We start from the raw sequence: 20,315 nt of genomic DNA, 5'->3' as shown, positions 1-20,315 counted from the left end.
CACTAAAACAGGGCTAATAGTGTCCTATTTAGGCCGCACAATGCCTTCATTCTCCCAACCAATAAGAAGAGGCAAACATGGAACCCATCCTGCATCACGGCGCCCCCCAAGGCTGCGCCTTCGGTACGATCGTCGCCCTGGAATGGCTGTGCCGGCCATACCGCCTGCTGCGTCAGGAATTCACCGCCCAGTCAGGGCCGATGCTGCAAGTTGGCGGCAAATTACTGCAGGACTGCCGCGTGATCCTGCGCTACCTCGCTACCCGCCGCCGCCACTTGCTCGGCTATCGCGCCGGTACGGCCGAAGCGGAACAGCTGGAAAAGCTGCTCGACTACCTGCACGAGGAATTCCAGTCCGGCGAAGCGCGCATGGTGCTCGCTTGCGCCCGCCTCGACAAGTTGCTGGCGGAAAGCGAATGGCTGGATGGGCGCAAGCGCACGGTAGCCGACGCAAGCCTGGTGGCCATCATCCGCTGGGCCGTGGCGCAGGCAGGGCTGCAGCTCGCGCCATTCCCCCACCTCGAACGGCATGTGCGCACCCTGCAAGGCGACCCCGCCGTTTTCTTTGCCGACGCGATCGAAACGCAGCGCCCCGCCGTGAGCAGCGGCCGCTTCCGAGGCCACCTCAGCGCCGATGCACTGCCGCTAGCTGCATAAAAGGATTATTTGTAGATGCCGGAACCGACCAGCATGTCGTCCACCTTTTCGACGTAGCTGGACTTGGCTTCGATGGCCTTGGTGACCGGGTTCGGCCATTTGTAATCGACCCAGCCCTTGCCCTTGGTCTTGGCGACGTCGACCATCTGGCGGATCAGTGGCTTGCCTTCCTGGTCCTTCAGTTCGAGCAGGTTCTTGCCGACCATCTTGGGATTGTTGCCGTGCGCGAGATTGACGCCGTTCAAGTCATATACGAATACGTACAGGTCGCGGTCGTGGAAATCCTTGTTGCCGGCATCGGCGAAAGCGGCAAATGCTTTCTCCTTGCCCTCGGCCTTGATCATGGCCGCGGCTTTTTTCACCATCGCTACTGCCTCGTCGGCGCTGCCTTTGTCGGCGGCCCAGGCCGGCATGGACAGCAGGCTGAAACCCATTGCAACGCTTGCCAGGAATCCTTTCATCTCACTCTCCTTCAAAGATGGTTTGCCATAATTGTTTTACCTTGGCGGCCAGGGCGGCCACCTTGGCCGGTTCGAGGCGTGCCTGCTCCAGGCCTTGCAGGCGCAATTGGTGTTGCCATTTGCGCATATCGCGGTAGGCATCGGCCACCGCAGCGGCAAGCTCCGCGTTCACCAGGCCAAGCTTACCGGCTAAATGCAGCAAGGCAATGTTGCCGATATTGCCGGTCAGCTCAGGGTATCGCGAAGCGTGCTGGAGCACCAGATATTGCACGATGAATTCGATGTCGATCATGCCGCCTTCATCCTGCTTGAGGTCGAATAGCTCGCTGCGGTTCGGGCGTGCGTCGCGCATCTTTTGCCGCATGGCCAGCACTTCCTGCTTCAGCGCGGCCGCGTCGGGGCGTTCCTTGCGCAGCACCTGGCAGCGGATTTGTTCGAAGCGTTGGCCAATCGCGGCGTCGCCGGCGCAGAAACGGGCGCGTGTCAGCGCCTGGTGTTCCCACAGCCAGGCGGAGGTGTGCTGGTATTTTTCAAACGAGCCGACGCTGGAGACCAGCATGCCGCTGGCCCCGTCCGGCCGCAGCGCAATGTCAATGTCGAACAGGATGCCGGCCGAGGTGTGCGAGGTCATCCAGGTGATGAAACGCTGCGCCAGCTTGGCATACAGGCCGGGTGCGTCCTGGTCTTCATCGTCGAACAGGAAGATGACGTCGAGGTCGGAGACGTAGCCCAGTTCCTTGCCGCCCAGCTTGCCGTAGGCGATTACGGCAAACTTCGGTACTTCCACATGGCGCTTGGCCACGGTCTGCCAGGCAGCCTTGATGACAGCGGCGACGATCACGTCGGCCAGCGCGCTCAAATGGTCGGCCAGTTTTTCCACCGTCAGCGAACCGGCCAGGTCTTGCGCCAGCAGGTGGAACAACTGGGCGTGGTGCACTTCGCGCAGGATGTCGAGCTGGCGTTCGGTGTCGTCCGGCGCGGTGGCCAGCTGGCGTTCCAGTTCGGCTGCGGCGGCGGCCGGGTCGAACACGGCGCTGAGGATGCGGTCGTCCAGCAGTTCGTCAAGCAGGATCGGGTGCTGGGTCAGGAATTTGGCGGCCCAGCCGCTGGCGTGCATCATGGTGATCACGCGCTCCAGCGTGTGCGGGTATTCGGTCAGCAGCGACAGGTAGGAGGAGCGGCGCGAGATCGCTTCCAGAAAGTCGAGCAGGCGGCCCAGCGTGCCGAGCTTGGTGCCGGCGCTGTTGCGTTCGGCGGCGCGGGCAATCTGGGGCAGGGCGGCGTTGACCAGGGCCACCAGGCGCTGGCGGCTGGCGTCGGGCAGGCTGGCCAGCTTGGGCGCTTGCCAGGTGGCGATCAGGCGCTGGGCGGCGGCGGCCGGGTCTTCGTAACCGAGGCTGGCGAAGCGCGCTTCGATGGCTTCGCGGTTGTCGGGATCGGCGCATTCATTGCTGGTGGCGGGATCGACTTCGTCACCTCCGCCACCACTCTTGTCGGCGAAGATGGCGTCGAACTGTTCGGCGACGTATTGGCGGTGCGCATCCATGTCGGCCAGCAGGGTGGCGACGTCGGGCAGGCCCATCATGTGCGCTACGGCCAGGCGGTCTTCGTCTTTCGGCGGCAGGGTGTGGGTCTGGGCGTCGTCGATGTATTGCAGGCGGTGTTCGAGATTGCGCAGGAAGGTGTAGGCATCCATCAGGCGCGCCACCACGTCGGCGCCCAGCAGGCCTTTTTCAGGCAACAGCAGCAGGGTGCCGCGCGTGGAGCGGCCGCGCAGCTGCGGGTCGCGGCCGCCGCGGATCAGCTGGAAGACCTGGGCCAGGAATTCGATTTCGCGGATGCCGCCGCGTCCCAGCTTGACGTTGTGGCTGCGCTCGGGGTGCAGGCGTTCCTGGCGCGCCACTTCGGCGCGGATCTGGGCGTGCATGGAACGGATCGCGTCGATCACCCCGAAGTCGAGGTAGCGGCGGAAGCAGAAGGGGCGCACGATGGCGTCCAGCGCTGCGATGTCTTCGGCGCGGCCGGTGACGGCGCGCGCCTTGACCCAGGCGTAGCGTTCCCATTCGCGGCCTTGCACGATCAGGTAGTTCTCCACCATGCCCAGGCTGGCGGCCAGCGGGCCGGAAGCGCCGTTCGGGCGCAGCGCCATGTCGACGCGGAAGGTGAAGCCGTCCTCGGTAATTTCGGCAATGGCGGCAATCAGCTGCTTGCCAAGGCGTACAAAATATTCGTGGTTGGAGAGCTGGCGCTGGCCGGGACCAGCCGCCGTTTCGCCATCTTCCGGGTAGACGAAGATCAGGTCGATATCGGACGATACATTCAGCTCGCCGCCGCCGCCTTTGCCCATCGACAGCACCATCAATTGCTGCTCCACGCCCGAATCGGCGCCGATCGGCACGCCGTGCGCCAGGCGCATGGCGGCGTCCAGGTCCGCCAGGTGGGTCTGGATCACGAAATCGGCCAGCCGCGTCATCGTGGTCACCACTTCATCCAGGTCGGCCTTGCCCTCCAGGTCGCGCCGGATCAGGGTCGCCAGCACCAGGTTGCGCAGGCGGCGCATGCCGCGCGCCAGCGGGAGTTCTCCCTGTTCGCTTGCCAAAACATCAGCAAAATTGAGCGAGGCAAGCGATAATTGCGCTAGGGCATCAATTTTGGTCTGTCGGGATGGATCGGCGGCCAGCCAGCGCTGGTAGAAGCGGGATGCGGAAACGAGGGCAGAAGTGCTCATTGACAGGTGTTATAGAGTGTAAAAACCATTCAAAACCGTGCCTATTGGAACATAGTTTGAGGGGACGGTGCGGTAAAATGCTGTATTGATAAGGGCCCGGCTTGAGCGTATTGAAGGACAACCTGGTAGAGCAGATCGAGGCAGTCGAGGCCCCGCTCAAAGAGCGTTGGCATCGCCTGCAGGCGGCCTATCGCTTCTGGAACCTCGCCACCCACCACATCCTTGGCTTCACTATCAAGCTGGTGCTGCTGCTGTATTTTGCCTTCACCATCCTGTTTCTGGCCCTGCGCTGGGTGGTCCTGCCGAATATCGACCATTACAAACATGACATCGAAAGCCTGGCCACGCGCGCGGTCGGCCAGCCGGTGGCCATCGACCGTATTTACGCTTCCTGGAAGGGGCTGCGCCCGCAGCTGATCCTCGGTGACGTGGTAATGCGCGACGCGCGCGGCCAGCAGGCGCTGCATTTGCCGAACGTGTCGGCCACGCTGTCGTGGTGGAGCGTCCCGGCCGGCGGGCTGCGCTTCGAATCCCTGGAATTCAACCGGCCCGAAATCGACGTGCGGCGCGATGTGGACGGCAAGCTGTACGCCGCCGGCATCTTCATCGACCTCGAGAAAAAGGGCGATGGGAAGAGCGCCGACTGGCTGCTGTCCCAGCGCGAGGTCGTCGTGCGCGAAGGCCGTATCACGTGGACCGACCTGCAGCGCGGCAGCCCACCGCTGCAACTGGACAATGTTACGGCCCTGATGCTGAACAAGTGGCGGCGCCACCAGTTCGCCTTCAAAGCCACGCCGCCAGCCGCCCTGGCTGCGCCAATCGACGTGCGCGCCGATTTCAGCCACCAGGCTTTCAGCCGGATTTCCGACATCAAGCAATGGAAGGGCGAGGTGTACGCTGAATTGCGCCGGGCCGACCTGGCGGCGTGGAAGCCTTACCTGCCGGGCAAGATCGACGTGAAGTCGGCCAGCGGCGGCATGCGCGCCTGGCTCAGTATCGACCATGCCCAACCATCCGCCATCACGGCCGACGTGGCGCTGGCCAATGTGGTGGCGACCCTTGGCAGCGATTTGCCCCAGCTGGACGTGGCAGCCCTGCACGGGCGCGTCTCGGCGGGCGAAGAGCGCTCGGCCACGCTGGTGGCCACGCCCGGCATGCCCCCGGCCATCACCCGCACGCTGGAACTGAAGGATGTTTCGCTGCGCACGCGTGACGGCGTTGAACTGGCACCCACTACCGCGTCAGCGCGCCATGTGGCCGCCACCAACCAGCCTGCCTGGACCGAAGTCAAAGCCGCCGCGCTGGATTTGAAGATCCTGTCCGAATTGGCGACGCGGCTGCCGTTGCCGCAGGTGCAGCGCGACCTGCTGGCGGAAGCAGCGCCGCGCGGCCGCGTCAGCAATCTGGTCGCCGAGTGGCGCGGGCCCTTGTCTGCCGCCAAAGACTACAAACTGAAGGCCGACCTGGCAGGGCTGGGCATGGAAGCGCTGGCCGCGCGTCCCGCTGTGCCGCGCTCGGCCAAGGCTTTGCCGATGCCGGCCTTGCCGAACATTCCCGGCTTCGAGAACCTGAGCGGGCACGTGGAAGCGGGTGAACAGGGCGGCAGCGTGGCCATTGACGCGCCAGACTTTACCCTGTCCATGCCCGCCTGGTTCGATGACGACGAGAGAATGGCGTTCGAGCAGCTCAAGCTGAATGGCAGCTGGTCGCTGGCGGAGCCGAAATGGCTGGCGGTAAAGCTGGACCAGCTGGACCTGGTGCAGCACGGCATGCAGCTCAAGCTGGCCGGTAGCCATGTGATGCCGCGCGGCCCCGGCGCCAAAGGGTTTGGCCAGTCGGACCTGAACGGCAGTATCACCAACTTCACCATCAACCGCATCGGCAGCTACCTGCCGAAGCAGACCCCGGAGCATTTGCGCCAGTGGCTTACAGGCGCGCTGGAAGAGGGGACGCTGAACGACACCACGCTGCGCCTGCGCGGCGACCTGTCGCACTTCCCGTTCAAGGAAGGTTCGCCGGACAAGTCCAAAGGCGAGTTCCGCGTGGCGGGCCGCATCCTGGACGGCAAGCTCAATTACAGCCCGGGGAACTTCGGCAAAGATGGCAAGTCGCCTCTGTGGCCGCAGGCTGAAAAGATCCGCGGCAGCATCGTGTTCGACCGCGCGCGGATGGAGATCAAGGCCGATACCGCAAGTACGCTTGGTGTGGGCTTGAGCAATGTCAAGGCGGTGATCCCCGACCTGACCGTGCATAACAGCATGCTGGAAATCGATGGCAACGCCGCCGGCGCCATGCAGGACTTCCTCAAATACGTGGCGGTGAGCCCGGTGCTGGAGTGGATCGGCCACTTCACCGACGAAACCACGGCCACCGGCAATGCCAGGCTGGCGCTGAAGCTGCAGCTGCCGCTGGCGCAGTTGATTGAATCGAAGGTGCAGGGCAGCCTGGCCTTGCAGGGCAACGAGATCGTGCTGTGGCACGACATGCCGAACGTGTCGGGCACGACGGGCAAGATCGAGTTCAACGAAAAAGGCGTCAACCTGAACAACCTGGCCGGCACCTTGCTGGGCGGCCCGCTGTCGGTGACCGGAGGCAGCCAGAAGGATGGCAGCATCCAGGTGCGCATCGGCGGCAATATGACCGTCGACGGCCTGCGCAAGCAGTATCCCACCGCGGCCATGCAGCGGGTGGCGGCACACCTGGGCGGCGGAACAAAATATAGCGGCTTGATCACGGCGCGCGAACACAAGTTTGAGGTGGCGGTCGATTCGAGCATGCAGGGCGCCAGCTTCGACTTCCCGGCGCCGCTGAAGAAGTCCGCGTCCGAAGCGATGCCTTTGCGCTTCCAGATGAATGGCGGCAGCGCCAACGAGCAGGGCGTGGCGCGCGACGATATCCGTGTCACGCTGGGCAACAGCTATGCCGCACGCTACCACCGCCAGCGCGTGAACAAAGGCCCGTGGAAGCTGGTGAACGGCGGTATCGGCGTCAATGTGCCGGCGCCGGAACCGGACAGCGGCTTGATGATCAACGTCAACCTGAAGTCGCTCAACGTGGATGACTGGATCGACCTGGCCACCGAGATCGCGGGCAGTGACAGCAAGCCGGCGGCGCAGGGCGATGCGGAAGGCTTCGACGCCTCGCAGTTCGTGGTTCCGGAAACCATGGCCGCGCACACGGCGGAACTGATCGTCGGCGAACGCAAGCTCGATAACGTGGTGGTCGGCACCACGCACAGCAAGGGCGTATGGCAAGCCAGCATCGATTCGCAGCAGGTGGTGGGCTACGTGACATGGAATGAATCGCCAACCGGTAAAGGCGTCGGCAAGGTGACGGCGCGCCTGTCGTCGCTGGTCGTTCCTGAGTCGCAGGCTGCGGCGGTGAAGGACCTGCTGGAAAGCTCGACCAACGCGCCCACCATTCCGGCGCTGGACATCGAAGTGCAGCGCCTCGAGTGGTTCAACCGCCCGCTGGGCCAGCTGGAGCTGCATGCCTACAATGCGCTGATCACTTCGGCGCGTGAATGGCGCATCAGCAAGCTCTCGCTGATCAATGCGGACGGCGAGTTGAGCGGCACCGGCCGCTGGCAAACCAAGGATGGGCAGCACAATACTTCGCTGAACTTCAATATGGACATCAACAACGCCGGCAAGCTGCTGGAGCGCTTTGGCTTTGCCGACACGCTGCGCAACGGCAAGGGCAAGCTGAGCGGCGATATTGCCTGGAAGGGCTTACCTTACCATATGGACTTGCCGAGCCTGTCCGGCACACTGGCGCTGAATGTGGAAAAGGGCCAGTTCCTCAAGCAGGATCCGGGCGCGGCCAAGCTGCTTGGCGTGCTGAGCCTGCAAGCGCTGCCGCGCCTGCTCAAGCTCGATTTCAACGATGTGTTCTCGGAAGGCTTGCAATTTGACGGTATCACGGCCAACGCCACCATCAACCACGGCATCGTCAAGACCGACAACCTGAAAATGCATGGCGTGCAGGCCACGGTGCTGATGGATGGCACGGCCGATATCGTCAACGAATCGACCAATCTGCGCGTGGTGGTGATCCCGCAGGTCAACCTGGGTACGGCGCCGCTGGTGTATGCGCTGGCAGTCAACCCGGTGATCGGCCTCGGCAGCTACCTGGCGCAGCTCTTCCTCAGCGCGCCAGTCATGAAAGCGCTGACCTACCAGATGCAGGTGACGGGGCCATGGAAAGCGCCGGTCATCACCAAGATAGAGAATGCAAAGGAGCCGGCACCATGACGAAAGTCGCTGCAATCCAGATGGTTTCCACCCCCGTCGTGGGAGAGAATATCGCCACCGCCACGCGCCTGATCGGCGAAGCCGCCGGGCAGGGCGCCAAGCTGGTGCTGCTGCCGGAATACTGGGCCATCATGGGCATGAGCGACAGCGACAAGGTGGCCAAGGCCGAGCCGCTGGGCAAGGGACCGATCCAGGACTTCATGTCGGCCATGGCGCGTGAGCATGGCATCTGGCTGCTGGGCGGCACACTGCCGCTCGCTTCCGACGATCCTGAACGTGTCATCAATACCACGCTGGTCTACGATCCGCAAGGCAAGCATGTTGGCCGTTACGACAAGATCCACCTGTTCGGCTTTACCAAGGGCACCGAGTCCTACGATGAGGCGCGCACCATTGTGCCGGGCAAGACCGTGGGTACGGTTGAGACGGCGGTGGGCAAGGTTGGCATGTCGGTCTGCTACGACTTGCGCTTCCCTGAGCTGTACCGCGCCATGGGCCCGCTGGACCTGATCGTGGTCCCGGCAGCCTTTACCTACACTACCGGCAAGGCGCACTGGGAAATCCTGCTGCGCGCACGCGCCATTGAAAACCAGTGCTACGTGCTGGCGGCAGCGCAGGGCGGGACCCACGTCAATGGCCGCCGTACCTGGGGCCATTCCATGCTGGTCGACCCGTGGGGCGAGATCAAGGCTGTGCTGGCGGAAGGCGAGGGCGTCATCACAGGCGAGCTGGATCCGGCCTTTGTGCACGGCGTGCGTGAAAGCCTGCCAGCACTGAAGCACCGAATCCTCTAAAATCCGGCTTAAGTACCACCAAAAATAAGATTCCGATATGAAACCATTCGACCCCAATCTGTCCGCCATGGCCGCAGCGAAAGATATCCTGCTGACGCCGTTCGGCCTGGACGAAGGCAAGCTGCTGAAAGCACTGGGCAGCATGTTCACCCACAAGGTCGACTACGCCGACCTGTACTTCCAGTTCACCAAGAACGAGGGCTGGAGCCTGGAAGAAGGCATCGTCAAGACCGGTTCCTTCTCGATCGACCAGGGCGTCGGCGTACGCGCCGTGTCGGGCGACAAGACCGCCTTTTCCTATTCCGACGAGATTTCCGAAGCGGCCCTGCTGGATGCCGCCGCGGCGACGCGCACCATCGCGCGGGCGGGCGCCGGCAAGGTCAAGGTGGCCGGCAAGATGACGCCCGTCGGCGGCCGTTCGCTGTACATGCCGAACGACCCGCTGGTATCGCTGGACGCCGCTTCCAAGGTCAAGCTGCTGGAACGCGTGGAAAAGATGGCGCGCGCCAAGGATCCGCGCGTGGTGCAGGTGATGGCTGGCCTGGCCGGCGAATACGACGTGGTGCTGGTAGTGCGCAGCGACGGCGTGCTGGCGGCCGATATCCGCCCGCTGGTGCGTGTCTCCGTGACCGTGATCGTGGAGCAGAATGGCCGCCGCGAAGTCGGTTCCTCCGGTGGCGGCGGGCGCTATGAGTACGGCTACTTCACCGATGCGCTGCTGGACCAGTACGCGACCGATGCGGTCAAGTCGGCGCTGGTCAACCTCGACTCGCGCCCTGCGCCTGCAGGCCCGATGACCGTGGTGCTGGGCCCTGGCTGGCCGGGCATCCTGCTGCACGAAGCAATCGGCCACGGCCTGGAAGGCGACTTCAACCGCAAGGGTTCGTCCACCTTCTCGGGCCGCATCGGCGAGCGCGTGGCGGCCAAGGGCGTTACCGTGGTCGACGACGGTACGCTGGCCAACCGCCGCGGCTCGCTGAACATCGATGACGAGGGCAACCCGACCCAGTGCACCACCCTGATCGAAGATGGCGTGCTGAAGGGCTATATCCAGGACACCATGAATGCGCGCCTGATGAAGATGAACGTGACCGGCAATGCACGCCGCGAATCGTTTGCGCACCTGCCGATGCCGCGCATGACCAACACGTATATGCTGGGCGGCGACAAGGATCCTGAGGAGATCCTGGCGTCGGTGAAGAACGGCATTTACGCGGTCAATTTCGGCGGCGGACAGGTCGACATCACCAACGGCAAATTCGTGTTCTCGGCTTCCGAGGCGTACATGATCGAAGACGGCAAGGTGACCTATCCGGTCAAGGGCGCAACCCTGATCGGCAACGGACCGGACGTGATGAACCGCATCACCATGATCGGCAACGACATGAAGCTCGACCCTGGTGTCGGCGTGTGCGGCAAGGAAGGCCAGAGCGTGCCGGTTGGCGTCGGCCAGCCTACCCTGCGCCTCGATGGTGTAACAGTCGGCGGTACAGCTTGAGGTAGCGCCTCGCAAAGACCGGGTAAAATACCCGGTTTTTTTTCGCCTGGGATGGGCAGCACATGAGCAATTCGAACAACAAACCCTTCGTGATTGGCGTCGCAGGCGGCAGCGGCAGCGGCAAATCGACCGTGACGCGGGAGGTGCTGTCCTCCTTCGGGGCGGAGGTGGTGTCGGTGGTCCTGCAGGACGACTATTACCTGGACCAGACCCATATGGCGCCGGACGAGCGGCGCAAGGTCAATTACGACCATCCGGAAGCCTTCGACTGGCCGCTGATGATCGAACACGTGCAGAAGCTGCGCGCGGGCGAAGCGATCGAGATGCCGGTCTACGACTTTTCCATCGACAACCGCACCACGAAGACGATTACCGTCAAGCCGGCGCCGGTCATCGTGATCGAGGGCTTGTTTGCCCTGTATGACGCCGACCTGCGCAAGCAGATGTCGCTGAAGATCTTCGTCGATACGGCGGCTGACGTGCGATTTATCCGCCGTTTGCAGCGCGACATCGCGGAGCGCGGCCGCAGTACCGAGAGCGTGATCAACCAGTACCTGGAGACTGTGCGCCCGATGTACAAGCAGTTCATCGAGCCGACCAAACGCCATGCGCACGTGATCCTGCCGCACGGGGCCAACGGGCCGGCGGTGGACATCATTACCACCAAGGTGGCGAGCCTGATCAAGGGAACGGCCTAAAGCCGCTTGCATTAGTGGCTAACTGTTGTTATAGTGAATTGAAATTCACGGAACTCACCATGCACCTGCACTTTTTTACCGGCTTTTTTTACTTTAGCAATTCCAACCCAAAGGCGGTGGAGTAGCGGCCGGTTCACGTAGCAGCAAAAACGAGATCCCAGCAGATACCAAGACAAACCGCCAGAGATGGCGGTTTTTTTTTACTTAATTCTATTTAAGTCCAGGAGAAACCATCATGCAACGTACCGACGACCTGCGCATTCGTGAAATGAAGGAGCTGACGCCACCGTCGCACCTGATTCGCGAATTTCCATGCACGGAAGCAGCCTCCAACACGGCATCCGCAGCGCGCGTCGCCCTGCATCGCATCCTGCACGGCCAGGATGACCGATTGATGGTGGTGATCGGTCCATGCTCGATCCACGACCCGAAAGCGGCGATGGAATACGCGGCGCGCCTGGCGCCGGTGCGCGAGCGCTTGAAGGGTGACCTGGAAATCGTGATGCGCGTCTACTTCGAAAAGCCGCGCACCACCGTGGGCTGGAAGGGCATGATCAACGACCCTTACATGGACAACAGCTTCCGCATCAACGACGGCCTGCGCATGGCGCGCGAGCTGCTGCGCGACATCAACGAAATGGGCCTGCCGGCCGGTACCGAATTCCTGGACGTGATCAGCCCGCAGTACATCGCCGACCTGATCTCTTGGGGCGCGATCGGCGCCCGCACCACCGAATCGCAGGTGCACCGCGAGCTGGCGTCCGGCCTGTCCTGCCCGGTGGGCTTCAAGAACGGCACCGATGGCAATACCAAGATTGCGGTGGAAGCGATCAAGGCCGCTTCGCAGCCGCACCACTTCCTGTCGGTGACCAAGGGCGGCCACTCGGCCATCGTGTCGACCAACGGCAATGAGGATTGCCACATCATCCTGCGCGGCGGCAAGACGCCGAACTATGATGCGGCCAGCGTGGAGGAAGCCTGCAAGGCGATTTCCGGCTATGGCCTGGCGGCGCGCCTGATGATTGATGCTTCGCACGCCAATTCTTCGAAGAAGCCGGAGAACCAAGTACCGGTATGCGCCGACATCGCACAGCAGATAGCCGGCGGCGATACGCGCATCGTCGGCGTGATGGTGGAGTCGCACCTGGTGGGCGGCCGCCAGGACCTGGTGCCGGGCAAGGAGCTGACCTACGGCCAGTCGATCACCGACGGCTGCATCGATTGGGAGACCAGCGTGCAGGTGCTGGAAAACCTGGCCGATGCAGTACGCCAGCGCCGCCTCAAAGGCGAATAAGAAAACTGATCAAGCTGTTCCGGCCTGCGGCTTGAAGGAGGAGGGGGCTGACCCTTGGGTCAGACCCAGATTTGCCGGGTTTGGCATTTTCGTGGCCCGTGAATCGGCTACCTGAGAGATCTCTCCAAATCCAAAACAAACCCGGTCAACCAGGATCCGACCCAAGCCGGATGGCCGTCCCGTTATACCCGCCGGTTATACACGAGGTGCCAGTCCCATAAAAAAGACCCGCCGGATTGCTCCAGGCGGGTCTTTTATTTTCCTACTTCAGCAATCAGTACTTGTACTGTGCGCCGATGTAGTAGGTGCGGCCCAGGGCGCTTGCGTAGCGTGGGTCGTAGCCCAGCTGGTGGGAACCAGTGTTACGCAGGGACAGCGGTGGGTTGCGGTCGGTCAGGTTCTTCACGCCGAAGCTCAGTTCCAGGCCCTTCATGGCGCGGAACGAGGTCTGCCAATCCAGGGTGGTGTAGCTTGGCACGTCCAGCTGCACGTCCACGCAGTCACCGTTTGCGTCGTTGGTCACAACTGCGCAGTTGTCCACGTCATGGTGCTTGTCCTTGTAACCGTTGCGGTAGTTAGCCGTCAGGTTGTGGGTGAAGCGACCGATGTCGTAGGTCAGGCTTGCAGCGATCACGTTGCGGAACTGGACAGCGTTATCCGAACCGAATTCGTTCAGGCTGGTTTCCCACTGGTCGTCGGTACCCGGGGTGGTGTAACGCGAGTGGTAAATATAAGTACCTGCCAGACGGCCGGTCAGCTTGCCTTCCCATACTTTTTCACGGTATTGGAAGTCATAGTCCACGCCCTTGTTTTCCTGGCGGCCGATGTTGATCGGCAGCAGCTTGATTGCCAGGGTGTCGAGGCCGGTGGAAGCCTTGTGCTTGATGGTGTACAGGTCGATGTACTTGTTCGGGTCGTTAGCGATCAATTCTTCGCTGACGCTGGTCACCGCATCACGGATCTCAACCGACCACAGGTCAACCTTGGCGCTGAAGTTCGAGGTTGGCTCGAACACGGCTCCCAGGGTCCACTGGCGCGATTTTTCTGGCTTCAGGTCTGGGTTACCGCCCTGGAACACTTCCAGCTGGCCGCGGGTGTCGCAGTACTGTGCCAGTGGGTGGTTCTGCAGGCCGTTGGCTGCGCTCAGTGGGCAGTTGTAGGTGCCGCCGGTCACGCCGAAGTCAGCCAGTGGCTGGCCGATCTGGGTCATGGAAGCGACTTTGAAGCCGGTGCCGTAAGCGCCACGGAATACCATGGTCTTGGTTGGCTGCCAGCGGGTGCTGATCTTGAAAGTGCCAGCGGACTGGTTCTTGCCCACGTCGCCGCCGTGCAGGTCGTCGCTCAGCTTGGTCACGCGGTCGTAGCGTGCCGACGTGGTGACGGACCATTCCTTGGTGATCGGGGTTTCCAGTTCGCCGAACAGACCGCCGCTCTTGCGCGAGTAGGCGAATTCAGGCTGGTCGTCGTCGAACAGGATTTCCGAGTGCGCCACGGCCTGGTTGGCCAGCTGCGAGAACTTGGTCTTGCGAACGTCGATACCCGCACCCAGCATGGCAGGGCCAGCTGGCAGGGAGAACACTTCGCGCGAACCGTGCATGTCCCAGCCGTACACTTTGATGTCGGTGGTGTTGTAGTTGCCGGTGTACTGGGTCGAGCGCAGTACGTCCTGCATGGCTGCAGGCATTTCGCCCAGTGCGTATGGGAACGGATCCAGCTGGCCGGATGCCATGGCGGCATTGAACTTGTCGGCCAGAGGGAAGCCGCCCAGGTAGTTCTGCGGCTGCTTGTTGCGCGAGTAGGTCAGGGCGGTGTTGATATCCCAGCCTGCTACAGGGCCTTCAACGCCGGCGACGATGTTGGTTGCCTTGCTCTGGTAGTCGTAAGCGCGGCCGCCCAGGTCTTGCAGGCGGTACTTCACGGTAGCCGAGGTCATGCCGTCCAGCTGTTCCTGGGTCAGGTATGGCTGCAAGTATTTGGCGAACAGCGGGCTGGATTTCGCCAGCGAGAATTCAGCTGGGTACGGAGCGATGGTGGCGTAGATGTCCGACTTGTTGAAAGACATGTCGGAGAATGCGCGCAGACCGGTCTCGCCCAGTTTCAGGCTGCCGGAGGCCCAGAAGCCGTCGCGCTTGATTTCAGGCGAGATTTCCACCGAGCTGGTGTAGTCGAAGTAGCACTGGCCGTCGCCCAGGTCCACGTGGGCTGCAGGGCATTTGCCGTTCAGCTTCAGGTATGGGTTGACCGAAACCGACTTCTTGTCGCCGGCGGCATTCTTGTACGCGACGGTGACGTTTGGTGGAATCGAGCGGGACGAACCGTTGAAGAACTGCAGCGGAGCGCCGGTCTTAGGATCGTTGAAGTTGATGATGCCGGTCTTGGCGAATTCGCGCTGGGATGCTTTCAGGCGGTCGGAGTCCTGGTGGCTGTACGACATGAACAGGGTGTAGCCGTCCGCGTCGAAATCACCGAAGCCTTTGGAGATCGAGAAAGTCTTGTCTTTGCCGCCTGGGTGCTGCGGGTCGCTGTATTTGGCGTCGATAGTCAGAGGGGCCGAGCCCTTCTTCATGATGAAGTTCACCACGCCGGCGATCGCATCGGCGCCGTACAGTGCGGATGCACCGTCGGTCAGCACTTCGATGTGGTCAACGGCAGCCAGCGGAATGGTGCTGATGTCGATGGTGGTGCCGGAGGTCGCCGGAGCGATACGACGGCCGTTCACCAGGACCAGGGTGTAGGCTTCGCCCACGCCGTGGATGGAAGCAGTGGTCAGGCCGCCGCCGCCGCCGCCGACGGAGTCGGACGAAGCGGTGAAGCCTTGCATCACAGGCAGTTGCTGGATGAAGTCGGTGACCGAAGTCACGCCGGTACGCTGGATGTCTTTCTGGGTGAACGTCTGCACTGGCAGCGATGCTTCAGCGGCGATGCGCTTGATCGAAGAACCGGTGATTTCAACACGTTGGATTGGCTGTTGGTCAGCTGCCTGTTGCGCGATCGCGGCGTGCATGCCGAGCGCCAGGCCACCGGCGCAGATCACACGGATCGAGCGCGACAGGGTGGTTTCCTTCATCATAAGTTTAATACTCCCAAGAGGTGCAAACTGTCTTATTGCCGTTGTCGGCAATTAATTGTCGTCTGCGAAAATCAGCGCATTTGTGGTGCCCGCTTTCCGCAGCCAAGTATGTAACCACCCGGTAACGAATTGTGTCAATGGTAAGCTTGTAGAAGAATTCCAAGCATTTGGGCAGATTCGTCGGCAGGTTGGGCGATTTTGAGCGAAGTTCGCCGCGTTAAATTGCTCTTTTACTGAAAATTATATTAATGATATTGTCGAAAAGATGGCCCTCCTGTCAGCTGAGTGTGAGGTATTTGCAACGAAACTATTGAAATAAAAGAAACTTCGCCGACTGAAGCAGGCCGTGCGGGTCCCGAAGATCACAGTGTTCAAATCAAACTCAAGCATCAGGTGTTGGTACTGTCAGGCAAGGAATGGGTCTCTGGCAATAGAGTAGAAATATTAAGTCACATATTTTTACAGACTACCGAAACGGACGTAAATCAGGATATTGAACGATCGGCGTGGATTCGGCGAACTTAGCGGTGGGTACCATGATGGATGGACGATGAAGAGGAATTGCTTCGCTAATGAATGGTACGTTTGTGATATTTTGAAACTGTTGGTTTGTGTAGACAACAGCGGGTGGCCGGAATGAAAAAACGGCACCAGAGGTGCCGTTTTTCTAAGTTTCCAACTGACGAGATCAGAAGAACTTGTAGTTTGCGCCCAGCTTGAAGTAGCGGCCAATCGCGCCGGAAGCATCCATCGGGTTGAAGGAAATGCCGCCGTAGGTCAGCGGATCCAGCGGAGCAACACGGTCGAACAGGTTGGAGACCGACGCGGTCAGGGTCAGCTGCTTGCTGAAGTTCCAGCGGCCGGTCAGGTCAACCGTGGTGAAGGAAGCCAGACGGCAACCGTTCGGTGCTGGAGTGCCATCAGCCAGCTTGCTGGCGCACAGGTCGCCTTCAAACTTGATGTTCTTCATGCTCGAGCGGTAATTGACCTGGGTTGCCAGGTTGAACTGGTCGATGTCCCAGGATGCGGTCAGCGTGCCCTTGTTCTTCGGCGTACCGGCGCAGTTCGAGGTATCGCAGTTGCCGTGGGTGCCGGCGAACTGGTACTGCAGGGTGTCCGATTCCACGCGCAGCCAGGAGGCGACGTGGGTCCAGTTCAGGCCGATGGTGGCGCGGCCGTACTGGCCCAGGCGCAGGCGCTGCTTCACGTCCAGGTCCACACCGGAAACCTGGGTGTAGGACGAGTTGCGGTACGCACCCGACAGGACCAGCAGGGTGCCGGTGTTCGGGATCGGGTTGCCATTGGCATCGACCAGGTTCTGGGCGCTGTTGCGCACAGCGGTCGGGCTCAGGGCCGCTTCGGCGTAGGAAACCGGGTTGATCTCGTTGGAACGCTTGATCTTCCAGGCATCCACTGCCAGGCTCAGGTCCTGGATTGGATCCCATACCATGCCCAGGGTGTAGCCTTTCGACTTTTCTGGCTGCAGGTCCGGGTTGCCGATCTTGATCGCCTGCACGCTGATAGCGCAGTCGGTGGTGGTGGCGCCGCCGGCGGCCGGGGTGCCGTTCGGGCAACGGATCGGGTCACGCACAGGTGCCGAGCCGACTGCCTGCGACAGCGGGTTGTTTTCCGCTGCGGACGGGGCACGGAAGCCTTCCGAGTAGGTGCCGCGCAGGGCGAACGACTTCACCGGAGTCCACTTCAGGCCCAGTTTCGGGGTGGTGGAGTTGAAGTGGTCGTATTTGTCGTAACGCATTGCGCCGGTGACTTCAACGCCTTTCCACACTGGAGCCAGGGCTTCCACGTAGATCGCGGACACTTTGCTGTCGCCGAAAGCGGCGGTGTAGGAGGAGTTGATGGTGCCGTCTTCGGTGCCGCTCAGGCTTGGGTTGTCCAGCTTTTCACGACGGTGTTCGCCGCCGATGGCCAGGCCCATGGCGCCGCCAGGCAGTTCGAACAGTTCGCGCGACGCCTTGAAGTCGACGATGTCGAGCTTGGTGGTCGAGTGCGAAGTGGCGGTGGTACGAATGGCGTCGTACACGGACTGCGGGTTCTTGCTGGCTTGCGCGCCGATCAGGTAGGTACCGTTAGCCAGGGCGGCTTTCAGTGCCTTCATGTTCAGCATATTGGTCCAGTCCAGGTCCAGCGAGGATTGCGAGTGGGTGTAGCCGGTTTCCCAATCCCAGCCTGCATTGCTGCCTTTCAGGCCGACCACGAAGCGGTTGAAACGGTTTTCCGCGGTGCGGGTGCTGGCGCCCACGTCCCACAGCGAGTAGCGCATCAGCACTGGCTTGCCGTAGGGGTTTTGTGGATGGTTGGCGCCCATCACGATGTCGTTGCCGTAGTTGATGATCTGGTTAGGACCACCATTGGTGCCCGGGAAGACCACGGTGCTGGAGGTCGAGCCTGGGGTCAGGGTGAACGACGCTTTGCGCTCGGAGAAGCCCAGTTCGGTGTACGCCTGCAGGTTGTCGTTGATCTGCCAGGTGCCGCGGGTGTACAGGTTGATGCCTTCCACTTCCGGCAGCATGGAGCGGAACTTGTCCTGGTACCACAGGCAGCCGCCTTTCGGGTCGGCCGGGGTCACGTTGGAGAACTGCTCGCAGCCTGGCAGGGCAACGTATTGCTTGGTGTTCGGATCGCGCAGGGCGCCGGCCGGGCTTGGCGAAGCGGAGCTGCCCGAGATGTAGCCGTTGGCGAACTGGGTGCCCAGCGGGTAGCCCCATGGGCGCAGGTCGCCGTGGCCGATCCAGTCGCGGTCCTTGCGGGCGGAGGCGGCCAGCTTGTCGTTCTGGCTGTATTCTGCGTTGATCACCCAGTTGTACTTGTCTTCATCCAGGGAGCCGGTGCCCCAGGTCAGGGAAGCCTTGTTCTGCTTGGCGTCGTCGTAGCGCGACCAGCCGGTTTCGCCCTTGAATTCCAGGCCGGTGAAGTCCTTGCGCAGGATGATGTTGACCACGCCGGCAATCGCGTCGGCGCCGTACAGGGAGGAAGCGCCGTCCTTCAGCACTTCGATGCGCTCGACGATGTTCATCGGCACGGAAGACAGGTCGGTGAAGCTCTTCTGGCCGTCGTCAGCACGGGCGAAAGGCGCCATGCGGCGGCCATTCAGCAGCACCAGGGTCGAGGTCGCGCCCAGGCCGCGCAGCGAGATCGCGGTGGAGCCGGCGGCGAAGCCGTTGCCGAAGGTGGTTGGCAGGGAACCTGCGCCGTCGGCGGTCAGGGTCTGCAGGTATTCGGCGACGGTGGACTTGCCGGACTTGACCAGGTCGTCACGCGAGATGACCTGGATCGGGGACGCGGTTTCTGCACTGGCGCGCTTGATGCTGGAACCGGTGATTTCAACGCGCTGCAGTGGTGCATTGGCAGCTTCCTGTGCGAATGCCGGAGCCGCCAGGGTGGCAGCCATGCCGCCGGCGCAAACGATGCGCACGGAACGGGCCATGATTTTTTCGATCATGAGTACTATCTCCAAAGTGTTTGGAATAAAGAACGAGCTACAGCTTTTTGACAACTGCTTACGATGCTCCCTTTGGAGGAATCATTTCCCTATGATTCCTGCCGGCAAGGATGAGATCATTCGGGCTAATATTGCGTCAAACGAAAAATGGCCGGCGATACAATTTTTGGACAAAGCGTCTCATTTATGAAACGTTCACTAAGTGATTAACGTACAAACAGTTATTTGAAATGATTTCTTATTTGGTACGCAGGCTGTGGCAAATGCTGCCGACCATGCTGGGCGTGGTGCTGCTGGTGTTCGTCCTCTTCAATTGGGTTGGCGGCGATCCGGCATATATCCTGGCCGGCAAGATGTCCGACGCGGCCAGCATCGAGAACATCCGCCGGCAACTGGGCGTGGACCAGCCCTGGTACGTCCAGCTGGGCATTTTCCTGCAGCAGATCGCGACGTTTGACTTCGGCCAGAGCTGGGCGACGGGCGAGCCGGTGTCGGACATCATCACCAGCCGCCTGGGTCCTTCGCTGACCGTGCTGCTGCCGCTGACGGTGCTGGAAACAGGGCTGGGCATTGCGCTGGCGCTGGCGGTCGCCTTCGTGCGCGGTTCGCTGACCGACCGCGCGGTGATGGTCGCTTGCACCGTGGGCATGTCGATTTCCATCCTGGTCTACATCATCGTGTTCCAGTATTGGCTGGCGTACAAGGCGGGCTGGTTCCCGGTGCAGGGCTGGGGCACGGGCTTGCTGGAGAACCTGCGCTTTGCCGCGCTGCCCATCCTGATCGGCCTGGCGGTGTCGCTGGCGCCGACCTTGCGCCTGTTCCGCAGCTTCGTGCTGGACGAGGCGGGGCAGGATTATGTGCGCACCGCGCGCGCCAAGGGCTTGCCGGAACGCCGCATCATGTGGGTGCACGTGCTGCGCAATGCGGCCATCCCCATCATTACGTATGTGATGGCGAATTTGCCGGCGATGCTGATCGGCGCCTTCCTGCTGGAGCGCTTCTTTGGCATCCCGGGCATCGGGCGCGAGGTGATCCTGGCGGTTGAGCGTTCGGATTTCCCGGTCATCAAGGCGATTACCGTCTACGTTGCCGTCGCCACCATGGTGTTCAATTTGCTGACCGACCTGCTGTACCAGGCTGTCGATCCGCGCGTACAGCTCAAATAAGGACAGCGCATGCACGCCATTCATGATTCCGCCGGGCTGTGGACCCTGGCCTGGCGCCGGCTGCGGGCTGACCGCGTCGCCATGGCGGCGCTGGCCGTGGTGGCAGCTTTCCTGCTGCTGCTCGCCGCTTCGGCCAGCGGCCTGGTCGCCGCCGACTGGGAGGAGGAGGTTGCCGCGAACTACGCGCCGCCGACGTTCGCTGCGCCACATGCTGCACCGGGCGCCGGGCCAGCCGCC

General features: G+C 61.9%; 11 protein-coding genes and 1 pseudogene. 8 read left to right on the top strand and 4 right to left on the bottom strand.

From position 1 onward, the window contains the following. Nucleotides 1-77 precede the first annotated feature (77 nt). Nucleotides 78-656 carry a glutathione S-transferase family protein gene (locus GM658_RS23070; protein WP_155456415.1) on the top strand — a complete coding sequence of 193 codons (579 nt, stop codon included), beginning with the start codon at nt 78-80 and terminating at the stop codon, nt 654-656. 5 nt (nt 657-661) lie between these two features. Here the strand turns inward: GM658_RS23070 and GM658_RS23065 are convergent, their stop codons facing one another. After that, nucleotides 662-1,117: a cache domain-containing protein gene (locus GM658_RS23065; protein ID WP_170298931.1), complete on the bottom strand. Its 456-nt coding sequence runs from the start codon at nt 1,115-1,117 to the stop codon at nt 662-664. A 1-nt stretch (nt 1,118) separates the two neighbouring features. Next, nucleotides 1,119-3,845, bottom strand: a complete 2,727-nt coding sequence (glnE, locus tag GM658_RS23060) for a bifunctional [glutamate--ammonia ligase]-adenylyl-L-tyrosine phosphorylase/[glutamate--ammonia-ligase] adenylyltransferase (RefSeq protein ID WP_155456414.1) — start codon at nt 3,843-3,845, stop codon at nt 1,119-1,121. Nucleotides 3,846-3,946: 101 nt separating this feature from the next. On the opposite strand from glnE, the gene GM658_RS23055 reads away from it, so the two are divergent. The 5 genes from GM658_RS23055 (at nt 3,947) to aroG (ending at nt 12,382) form a co-directional block, all read left to right on the top strand. Further along, nucleotides 3,947-8,098, top strand: a complete 4,152-nt coding sequence (locus GM658_RS23055; protein WP_308613000.1) for a YhdP family protein — start codon at nt 3,947-3,949, stop codon at nt 8,096-8,098. Then, nucleotides 8,095-8,892, top strand: a complete 798-nt coding sequence (locus GM658_RS23050; RefSeq protein WP_155456413.1) for a carbon-nitrogen hydrolase family protein — start codon at nt 8,095-8,097, stop codon at nt 8,890-8,892. The genes GM658_RS23055 and GM658_RS23050 overlap by 4 nt, the downstream gene beginning before the upstream one ends. Before the next feature lie 37 nt (nt 8,893-8,929). Next, complete coding sequence (gene tldD, locus GM658_RS23045) at nt 8,930-10,390, top strand: metalloprotease TldD (protein WP_155456412.1); 1,461 nt, start codon at nt 8,930-8,932, stop codon at nt 10,388-10,390. A 62-nt stretch (nt 10,391-10,452) separates the two neighbouring features. Then, entirely contained in the window at nt 10,453-11,088 is a 636-nt protein-coding gene (udk, locus tag GM658_RS23040; RefSeq protein WP_155456411.1) for a uridine kinase, read from the top strand. A gap of 235 nt (nt 11,089-11,323) precedes the next feature. Beyond that, nucleotides 11,324-12,382, top strand: a complete 1,059-nt coding sequence (aroG, locus tag GM658_RS23035) for a 3-deoxy-7-phosphoheptulonate synthase AroG (RefSeq protein ID WP_155456410.1) — start codon at nt 11,324-11,326, stop codon at nt 12,380-12,382. 274 nt (nt 12,383-12,656) lie between these two features. On the opposite strand, the gene GM658_RS23030 is transcribed toward aroG, so the two are convergent. Continuing rightward, a complete protein-coding gene (locus GM658_RS23030) occupies nt 12,657-15,452 on the bottom strand; it encodes a TonB-dependent receptor plug domain-containing protein (RefSeq protein ID WP_155456409.1) in 2,796 nt (931 codons plus the stop codon). A 688-nt stretch (nt 15,453-16,140) separates the two neighbouring features. After that, entirely contained in the window at nt 16,141-18,912 is a 2,772-nt protein-coding gene (locus GM658_RS23025; RefSeq protein ID WP_229417031.1) for a TonB-dependent receptor, read from the bottom strand. Between the two features lie 230 nt (nt 18,913-19,142). Here GM658_RS23025 and GM658_RS23020 point away from each other — a divergent pair, with 230 nt between their 5' ends. Both GM658_RS23020 and GM658_RS23015 read left to right on the top strand, forming a co-directional pair. Further along, nucleotides 19,143-20,078: an ABC transporter permease gene (locus GM658_RS23020; RefSeq protein ID WP_155456408.1), complete on the top strand. Its 936-nt coding sequence runs from the start codon at nt 19,143-19,145 to the stop codon at nt 20,076-20,078. Nucleotides 20,079-20,087: 9 nt separating this feature from the next. Further along, nucleotides 20,088-20,315, top strand: a pseudogene (locus GM658_RS23015) (ABC transporter permease); the annotation flags it as partial.

The sequence above is a fragment of the Massilia eburnea genome, from assembly GCF_009720745.1.
Classification (GTDB): domain Bacteria; phylum Pseudomonadota; class Gammaproteobacteria; order Burkholderiales; family Burkholderiaceae_D; genus Rugamonas; species Rugamonas eburnea.
Note: the sequence above shows the minus strand (reverse complement) of the source record. Positions and strands in the feature narration are given on the sequence as shown.

Coding starts and splice junctions, on each gene's coding strand:
- GM658_RS23050 (WP_155456413.1), top strand. CDS start 8,095: ATGACGAAAGTCGCTGCAATCCAGATGGTTTCCACCCCCGTCGTGGGA.
- GM658_RS23065 (WP_170298931.1), bottom strand. CDS start 1,117: ATGAAAGGATTCCTGGCAAGCGTTGCAATGGGTTTCAGCCTGCTGTCC.
- aroG (WP_155456410.1), top strand. CDS start 11,324: ATGCAACGTACCGACGACCTGCGCATTCGTGAAATGAAGGAGCTGACG.
- GM658_RS23025 (WP_229417031.1), bottom strand. CDS start 18,912: ATGATCGAAAAAATCATGGCCCGTTCCGTGCGCATCGTTTGCGCCGGC.
- glnE (WP_155456414.1), bottom strand. CDS start 3,845: ATGAGCACTTCTGCCCTCGTTTCCGCATCCCGCTTCTACCAGCGCTGG.
- GM658_RS23030 (WP_155456409.1), bottom strand. CDS start 15,452: ATGATGAAGGAAACCACCCTGTCGCGCTCGATCCGTGTGATCTGCGCC.
- udk (WP_155456411.1), top strand. CDS start 10,453: ATGAGCAATTCGAACAACAAACCCTTCGTGATTGGCGTCGCAGGCGGC.
- tldD (WP_155456412.1), top strand. CDS start 8,930: ATGAAACCATTCGACCCCAATCTGTCCGCCATGGCCGCAGCGAAAGAT.
- GM658_RS23070 (WP_155456415.1), top strand. CDS start 78: ATGGAACCCATCCTGCATCACGGCGCCCCCCAAGGCTGCGCCTTCGGT.
- GM658_RS23020 (WP_155456408.1), top strand. CDS start 19,143: ATGATTTCTTATTTGGTACGCAGGCTGTGGCAAATGCTGCCGACCATG.